The 8,414-nt window shown below is 50.1% G+C and carries 7 protein-coding genes; all 7 read right to left on the bottom strand.

The genetic code is table 11. From position 1 onward, the window contains the following. On the bottom strand, positions 1-367 hold a 367-nt coding region (locus B4F99_RS08400), incomplete at its 3' end, for a diacylglycerol kinase family protein (protein ID WP_290756760.1). A gap of 147 nt (positions 368-514) precedes the next feature. Continuing rightward, positions 515-1,948, bottom strand: a complete 1,434-nt coding sequence (gatB, locus tag B4F99_RS08395) for an Asp-tRNA(Asn)/Glu-tRNA(Gln) amidotransferase subunit GatB (RefSeq protein WP_290756758.1) — start codon at positions 1,946-1,948, stop codon at positions 515-517. 14 nt (positions 1,949-1,962) lie between these two features. Beyond that, positions 1,963-3,405: an Asp-tRNA(Asn)/Glu-tRNA(Gln) amidotransferase subunit GatA gene (gene gatA, locus B4F99_RS08390; RefSeq protein ID WP_214852385.1), complete on the bottom strand. Its 1,443-nt coding sequence runs from the start codon at positions 3,403-3,405 to the stop codon at positions 1,963-1,965. Between the two features lie 15 nt (positions 3,406-3,420). Beyond that, positions 3,421-3,711 (bottom strand): Asp-tRNA(Asn)/Glu-tRNA(Gln) amidotransferase subunit GatC, encoded by a 291-nt coding sequence (gene gatC, locus B4F99_RS08385; RefSeq protein ID WP_023469336.1) that lies wholly within the window; start codon positions 3,709-3,711, stop codon positions 3,421-3,423. Positions 3,712-3,911: 200 nt separating this feature from the next. Further along, positions 3,912-5,156: an Nramp family divalent metal transporter gene (locus B4F99_RS08380; protein ID WP_290756756.1), complete on the bottom strand. Its 1,245-nt coding sequence runs from the start codon at positions 5,154-5,156 to the stop codon at positions 3,912-3,914. 111 nt (positions 5,157-5,267) lie between these two features. Beyond that, a complete protein-coding gene (gene putP / locus B4F99_RS08375; RefSeq protein WP_285801382.1) occupies positions 5,268-6,779 on the bottom strand; it encodes a sodium/proline symporter PutP in 1,512 nt (503 codons plus the stop codon). 78 nt (positions 6,780-6,857) lie between these two features. Then, the gene (pruA, locus tag B4F99_RS08370; protein WP_029342578.1) at positions 6,858-8,402 is read right to left on the bottom strand and encodes an L-glutamate gamma-semialdehyde dehydrogenase; all 1,545 of its coding nucleotides are present in this window, start codon (positions 8,400-8,402) and stop codon (positions 6,858-6,860) included. Between the last annotated feature and the right edge of the window lie 12 nt (positions 8,403-8,414).

Genomic DNA, 8,414 nt, shown 5'->3' with positions numbered 1-8,414 from the left:
CCGGCATCGTATGTCCCGTGCAGATAACATCCATCGCCCCTTCGATCGTCAACGGAATACGCATCGCCCGACCAAAGTCATTCGTCGTTCCAACAGGTAATACACCAAGCTTTGGACGTTTGCTATAAGCTGCCATTCCACTGATCACTTCATTCAACGTACCATCGCCGCCTGCAGCAACGACAAGATCAAAGTCTGCTTCGCATGCTCGTGCTGCTTCATACGTTGCATCACCGACCGCTTTCGTCGAGTAGACAGATGTCTCATAACCCGCTGCTTCGAGTCGGTCGAGGATATACGGTAAGTTTCGTTTAACCATCTCTTTCCCGGAAGTCGGGTTATAAATCACGCGCGCTCTAGGTCTCATAAGATTTTCTCCTTTTTGACTCAACCGTTCATTTGATACATAACTGTTTTATTTTACATGAACTCTCGAGACATTACAAAGCCAAAAAAGACAGCGTCCGTTTCTTCACCTCAGCGAGGGAGAGACAGACGCCATCTTAAGTGCAACTTATTTCAGTTTTTCGAGCTCTTCGTAGAAGAGTTGATCAAGGAGAGCAGGGTTTGCCATTCCTTTTGTTTTCTTCATGATCTGACCGATGACGAAGCCTTTCTTCCGATCACGTCCACCGAGTAACTCCTCGACGACGGCTGGGTTCGCTTCGAACATCTCGACGATGAGACCACGCAACAATCCTTCATCCGAAATTTGTGCAAGACCGTTTGCTTCAACGTATGCACGCGGCTCGACACCTTCTTCGATGACTGCCGTGAAGACTGGTTTGGCGATTTTCGAAGAAATCGTGCCGCTTGCGATCAAGTCGATCATCTCTGCCAAACGCGCTGGTGTCATCTTGACTGTTTCGAACGTTTCCGTCGATTTATTCAAGTGACCTTGGATCTCACCGACTGTCCAGTTGGCTGCTGCTTTTGGCTCTGCACCAGCTGCAAGTGTCGCTTCGAAGTACTCTGCCATTTCACGCGTGACCGTCAATTGTTTCGCATCATACGCTGAAAGACCGAGTTCTTCTTGGTAACGAACACGGCGTGCGTCTGGAAGTTCCGGGATGCCGGCACGAATCGCTTCTTTCCAATCGTGATCCAATACGAGCTTGACGAGGTCAGGCTCTGGGAAGTAACGATAGTCCGACGCCCCTTCCTTGACACGCATGAGGACGGTTTGTTTTTTCGTCTCATCGAAACGGAGTGTTTCTTGACGCATCACACCACCAGCAAGCAGTAACTTGCGGTGACGATCTTCTTCAAACTCAAGACCCTTTAAGACATTTCCGAACGAGTTCAAGTTCTTGAGCTCTGTTTTCGTACCGAACTTCTCTTGTCCGTATGGACGCACCGAGATGTTACAGTCGCAACGGAGTGACCCCTCTTCCATCTTGACGTCTGAGACGCCTGCATATTGCAAGACTTCCTTGAGACGTTCGAGGTAGGCGACTGCGTCTTTCGGTGAACGCATATCCGCTTCACTGACGATCTCAATTAGCGGTGCGCCTGTCCGGTTGAAGTCGACGACCGAATGGTTGGCACCCGTGTGGTTCATCTTACCGGCATCTTCTTCCAGATGGACACGTTCGATTCGGAAGCGTTTCGTTTCGCCATCGACTTCCGCATCAATGTAGCCATCAAAGCCGATTGGTTGATCAAACTGCGAGATTTGATACGCTTTTGGCGTATCCGGATAGAAATAGTTCTTCCGGTCGAATTTTGTTTGATCAGCTACTTGGCAGTTGAGCGCCATCGCTGCACGAACGGCGAGTTCGACGGCTTTTTCGTTGATTTTCGGCAAGACGCCCGGGTGTCCAAGACAAATCGGACACGTTTTCGTATTCGTCTCTGCGCCATATTCCCGCGCACAACCACAGAACATCTTCGTGTTCGTGCTCAGTTCGGCGTGGACCTCGATCCCGATGATCGTTTCAAAGTTCATGATACATTCGCTCCTTATAACTTCGGAAGCGCGAATCCACCTGTCGCAAGCTCAAACGCATGCGCAGCGCGATAGATCGTCGCCTCATCGAAATGTTTTCCAATGATTTGTAAGCCGACCGGAAGACCGTCGACGAATCCAGCTGGAACCGAGATCGCTGGGACACCTGCTAAGTTAATCGGAATCGTCAAGATGTCATTCGCATACATCGTGACCGGGTCATCGAGCTGTGCACCGAGTTCGAATGCTGGTGTCGGTGCTGTTGGTCCGATGATGACGTCATAGTTCGCAAGGACATCGTCGAAATCCTTTTTGATCAACGTCCGAGCTTGTTGTGCTTTTTTATAGTAGGCATCGTAGTAACCAGAGCTGAGCGCATACGTTCCGAGCATGATCCGGCGTTTGACTTCGTCTCCGAATCCTTGTGAACGGGAATACTTGAAGACATCTTCAAGTGCGTCCGCTTCCGCGCGGACACCGTAACGAATACCGTCAAAGCGCGCAAGGTTTGATGATGCTTCTGATGAAGCGAGTAAGTAGTACGTCGCAAGCGCATATTTCGAGTTCGGGAGTGAGACTTCGTCAACCGTCGCACCGAGTGCTTCGAGTTTTTGGATCGCTTCACGGATGTTGGCTTTGACGCCTTCACTGACACCCTCGCCGAAGTATTCTTTCGGAACAGCGATCTTCAGACCTTTGATATCACCAGTCAACGCTTGTGTATAATCCGTTGCTGCAACGTTCGCAGACGTCGAATCCATCCCACAGTGTCCTGCGATCGCGCTCAAAAGATACGCGTTATCTTCGACTGTTCGGGTCAACGGACCAATTTGGTCAAGCGATGACGCGAACGCAACGAGACCAAAACGTGAGACGAGACCGTAAGTCGGTTTCAACCCAACGACACCACAATAGGCAGCCGGCTGACGAATCGAACCACCTGTATCCGAACCGAGGCTGAACAAGACTTCGCCTGCTGCGACAGCAGCTGCTGAACCACCCGAAGAACCGCCTGGAACGTGTTTCGTATTCCATGGATTGCGAACCGGTTTGTACGCTGAGTTCTCGTTTGAAGAACCCATCGCGAACTCATCCATGTTCAATTTCCCGATCGTGATTGCCCCTGCTTCATGCAGACGCTCGACGACCGTCGCATCATGTGCTGGTACGAAGTTCTCAAGGAATTTCGAACCACATGTCGTCGTCATTCCTTTCGTGACGATGTTATCCTTGACGCCGATTGGAAGACCAAACAGTGGGTTCGCTTCGTGTTTCGCGACATCATCCATTCGTTTCGCTTGCTCGAACGCTTCTTCATTCAATGAGAGAAACGCACCGATTTTTCCGTCGACGCGGTCGATTTGATCAAAGGATTCCTTGACGAGTTCAGAAGCTTTGACTTCGCCATCCTGAATGAGTGTGTGTAATGTTTTGACACCATGTTCAAAAAGTGACATCGGGTCATTTCCTCCTTATTCGAACACCGCTGGGACGCGGACTTGTCCGTCTTCCCAATCGGGTGCGAGTCGTTCTACTTCCGTACGCGGAAGTGATGGACGTACTTCGTCCTTACGTAGGACGTTCTTTAAATCGAGGACATGAGTCGTCGGTTCGACGCCTGTCGTATCGAGTTCATTTAATTGTTCAGCGAACCCAAGAATCTTCTCGAGTTGTCCTGTGAATTGTGCTACTTCTTCATCTGTCACGGCAAGGCGTGCCAAATGCGCCACGTGGCGGACTTGCTCCTCATTAATCTTTGCCATGTCATTCCACCTCCGGAACTTTTGCGATATATTTTACACTATTTCTAATCATAGCACTTTTCGTCCAGACAAAAAAGACGATGGTGCATCGGGGGGAGGTCCGCACCATCGTCCTTATAGGGGTAGCAAAGCTTCCGGGCGGAAAGCTTCTAGTTATGAAATACCCGGTTTAAATCAGACGAAACAAAAATACTGAATATTCATACTAAGACATCAACAAGCAGATAGACATTGAAGACGATGACGATCGAGACAATGATCCAGGACAACGCGTTCATGAACCGACTGTTCCGATGTTCTCCCATGTACCGCTCACTTGCTGTCGCCCGAATCAAGGGAATCAACGCAAACGGAATCCCGAACGATAAAGCAACCTGACTGAGGACAAGTGCCCGTGTCGGATCAAAACCGGAGAAAAGTAACAAAATCGCCGGTAACATCGTCACGGTCCGGCGAACGAACAGTGGCAGCTGGAGATGGAGGAAGCCGCGCATGATCGCGTCCCCCGACATCGTCCCGACGCTTGATGAAGCGAGACCTGATACGAGTAAGGCAATCGCAAACAGATACGGCGCGATGCCACCGAGCGTAACATGTAGTCCTTCATAAATTTCTTCAAGCGAACCGGCTTGATACTTCGTGTCGTAAAAGACGCTGGCCGCGATGACGAGCATCGCTCCGTTGACTGCTCCGGCAATCAACATCGCACCCCAAATATCGAAGCGTTGGATCCGTAGCAACGGCATCTTGTTCGCAACATGCCCCATCCGTCGTTTCGTTAAATCGGAATGGAGATAGATCGCATGCGGCATGACGGTCGCTCCAAGCATCCCGGCAGCAAGGACGATGCTCGACGTACCTTCGAATCCCGGTAACAACCCTGCCGATAAATCTCGGAACACCGGATGGACTTCAAATACTTCAATCGCAAAAGCCGCTGCGATGATTAAAACAAGAACGGCGATGACGGCTTCGAAATGACGGAGTCCCTTTTGCTCGAATCCGAGGATGACGAATGATAGGACTGCCGTCAACAATGCCGCCATCCGTAAATCGATCGCAAACAGTAAATGAAATCCGAGTGCGGCTCCGACGAACTCGGCGAGATCGGTCGCCATCGCGACGAGCTCCGCTTGTACCCAGTAGAAGAAGCGATAGACCGGCGACAACTCCTCCCGGATCACCTCCGCTAAACTGAGATTGCTGACGATTCCAAGTTTGGCTGATAGGAACTGAATGACGACCGCCATCAAGTTCGAGGCAACGATGACCCAGAGCAATAAGTAGCCATACTGGGCACCTGCCGTCATGTTCGTCGCGAAGTTTCCCGGATCAAGATACGCGACGGCAGCGACGAACGCCGGTCCGATATATGTCCGTTTTCTTGGTAAATCTTGTGTAAGTGGCTGTGTCGCCATCTCGTTCACCTCACTTTTTGTTTTCATTATACGCTTATTTTGCGCAAGTGCAACAAATATGTTTATGGTAAATAATAACGTATCAAGTAAATAAAAAAGGGGTGTCTCCTTTACTCAGGAAACACCCCTCTCCGTTATTTAGACGATTTTCCGCTCAGGCTCTGCACCTTTTAGCTGCGCTTGTACTTGATCGAACTCATCATAGATCGCTTGACTCGGTTCCTTCGTCACAAGACTACCGATGACGAGCGCAATCGTTGAAGCGATGAAAGCTGGAATCATCTCGTACATTTCCGAAATGTACGATGGTAATCCGGCGACGTTCTGATTGATGAGAATCCAAGCGATGACGACGACGGATCCCGTAATCATCGAAGCAAGTGCTCCGGTCTTGTTCATCCGCCGCCATAGTAGGCTGAACAGCACGACTGGACCGAACGCTGAACCAAAGCCAGCCCACGCATATCCGACGAGCGTCAGAATCGACTTCTCTGCACCAAACGATAAGAGAATCGCTAGAAGCGCCACGACGAGAACCATCAAGCGTCCCATGATCATCAATTCACGATCTGAAGCATCGCGTTTAAAGAAACGGTGATAGAAATCATTCGTTGCCGCACTTGAAGAAACGAGCAGCTGCGTCGAAATCGTCGACATGATCGCAGCAAGTAAGGCTGCAAGCAACAACCCTGTAATGAACCCTGGGAAAAGGTCACGTGATAATTGAATGAAGACATTCTCTGGATTTTTTAATCCTGCACTTTGTTGCGTGTAATAGGCATATCCGATCAAGCCCGTCACCATTGCACCAACGATCGAGAACGTCATCCAAATCATCCCGACACGACGCGCCGACTTCATCTCATGTAAGTTACGAATCGCCATGAAACGAACGATAATATGCGGCTGTCCAAAATATCCGAGTCCCCACGCGAGAAGCGAGATGATACCGATCGTCGTCGTCCCTTTGAACAGTTCCAGTTTCGAGCCGCCTGTCGACCGGATCGTCTCGAGTGTATCGTTGATCCCACCACTTAAAGTCAGCGCGACAGCTGGTACGATCAGCAATGCGATGACCATGATCATCCCTTGCACGACGTCCGTCCAACTGACGGCAAGGAAACCACCGAGGAAGACATACGCAATGACGACGCCTGCGAGAATCCAAAGACCTGTTGTATATTCAAGACCAAAGACAGCTTCGAATAAACGACCACCTGCGACAAAACCACTTGATGCGTACATTATAAAGAATATTAAAATAACTCCAGCTGAAACGGTACGCAAAACACCACTTTTATCGTGGAATCGTTTTTCAAAGTAATCGGGAATCGTGATTGCATCCCCTGCATGTGCCGTATACGCACGCAGACGAGGCGCGACGAGTAACCAGTTGGCATAAGCGCCAAGTAATAATCCGACGACAATCCATCCACTGGACAGACCAGTTGCATACATCGCACCCGGTAAACCCATCAACAGCCACCCACTCATGTCACTTGCTCCTGCAGAGAGCGCCGTGACGACGGGACCGATCGTACGTCCTCCAAGCATATAGTCATTCATGTTCTTCGTCCGATAATACGCAATGACGCCAAGTGCGACCATCAGGCCGAGATATAGCAAAATCGCGAACCACATTCCGTTCATCCTTGCTCCCCCTTTTTCCGTGATATAAGAAAAACGGGTGTGCAGGTCGCACACCCGTTTCGTCTATTAAACACCATTTCAGAACATTTCTGAAGTAGTTTTTGCTTGAAGATGTAAAGTCAAGTAATCCGGTCCGCCCGCTTTCGAATCCGTACCTGACATGTTGAACCCACCAAATGGTTGGTAGCCAACGATTGCGCCTGTGCAACCCCGGTTGAAGTAGAGGTTACCGACGTGGAAGTTCGCACGTGCGTACTCTTGATTCGTCCGGTCTTGCGTGATGACAGCACCTGTCAATCCGTATTCCGTGTTGTTTGCGATATCGATTGCTTCTTTGAAATCTTTCGCTTTCGTGAAGGCGACGACTGGTCCGAAGATTTCTTCTTGCATCAAACGATCCGTTGGTTGAACGTCCGCGACGACTGTCGGTGAGACGAAGAATCCTGTTGAATCGTCAGCCGTACCACCTGCGACGATGCGTCCTTCTTCTTTTGCAACGTCGAAGTACGACGTGATTTTCTTGAAGGCTGCTGCATCGATGACTGGTCCGACATTGTTTGAGACATCCGTCGGGTTACCGATGCTGAGTTTGTTTGTGTTCGCGACGACTTTTTCGAGCAACTCGTCATAGACAGAGTCGAGTGCGACGACACGTGAACAAGCTGAACATTTTTGACCTGAGAATCCGAATGCCGCTTTCGTGATCATGTCCGCTGCATAATCGAGGTCAGCCGACTCATCGATGACCATCGTATCTTTTCCGCCCATTTCTGCGATGACGCGTTTGAGCCAGATTTGACCTTCGTTCAGTTTTGATGCCCGCTCGTTGATGCGAAGACCGACATCACGTGATCCTGTGAAGCTGATGAAACGTGTTTTCGGGTGATCGACGAGATAGTCGCCGACTTCTGCACCTGAACCAGGTACGAAGTTCAAGACGCCTGCCGGAAGACCAGCTTGCTCCATGACTTCGACGAATTTCGCCGCGACGACCGGTGTCGTCGATGCGGGTTTCAAGAGGATCGGGTTCCCTGCTACGATCGCTGCGACTGCCGTTCCAGCCATGATCGCGAGCGGGAAGTTCCATGGTGAGATGATGACACCGACACCGAGTGGAATATAATCGTAACGGTTGTATTCGCCTGGACGACTCTCGACTTTTTTGCCGTCTTTTAAGACGAGCATCTGACGTGCGTAGTATTCGAGGAAATCGATTGCTTCTGCTGTATCCGCATCGGCTTCGTTCCATGGTTTCCCAGCTTCTTTGACGAGGTAGGCAGAGAACTCATGCTTCCGCTTACGGATGATGTTCGCTGCTTTGAATAGGACGTCCGCACGTACAGACGGATTGACGAATTTCCATGTTTCGAAGGCTGTGACTGCTGCTTGCATCGCTTCTTCTGCATGTTCCTGTGTCGCTTTTGAGACACGTCCGACGATCTCTTCTTTGTTGGCCGGATTGACGGAGACGATTTTATCTTCCGTCGTCACATGTTTTCCACCGATGACGAGCGGATAATCTTTGCCGAGTTCTTGCGTGACGAGTGCAAGTGCCTCTTCGAACGCTTTCTTGTTTGCTTCTTGTGAGAAGTCCGTGAATGGTTCGTGTTTGTACGGAATCATCTCTATTCCCCC

Source organism: Exiguobacterium sp. UBA3491 (assembly GCF_002377745.1).
In the GTDB taxonomy this organism is placed as follows: Bacteria; Bacillota; Bacilli; order Exiguobacteriales; family Exiguobacteriaceae; genus Exiguobacterium_A.
This window is presented reverse-complemented; position numbering and strand designations above follow the sequence as displayed.

Bases quoted from the DNA above. Each gene is read 5' to 3' on its own strand.
- gatC (WP_023469336.1), bottom strand. From the start codon at position 3,711: ATGGCAAAGATTAATGAGGAGCAAGTCCGCCACGTGGCGCATTTGGCA.
- pruA (WP_029342578.1), bottom strand. From the start codon at position 8,402: ATGATTCCGTACAAACACGAACCATTCACGGACTTCTCACAAGAAGCA.
- gatA (WP_214852385.1), bottom strand. From the start codon at position 3,405: ATGTCACTTTTTGAACATGGTGTCAAAACATTACACACACTCATTCAG.
- B4F99_RS08380 (WP_290756756.1), bottom strand. From the start codon at position 5,156: ATGAAAACAAAAAGTGAGGTGAACGAGATGGCGACACAGCCACTTACA.
- gatB (WP_290756758.1), bottom strand. From the start codon at position 1,948: ATGAACTTTGAAACGATCATCGGGATCGAGGTCCACGCCGAACTGAGC.
- putP (WP_285801382.1), bottom strand. From the start codon at position 6,779: ATGAACGGAATGTGGTTCGCGATTTTGCTATATCTCGGCCTGATGGTC.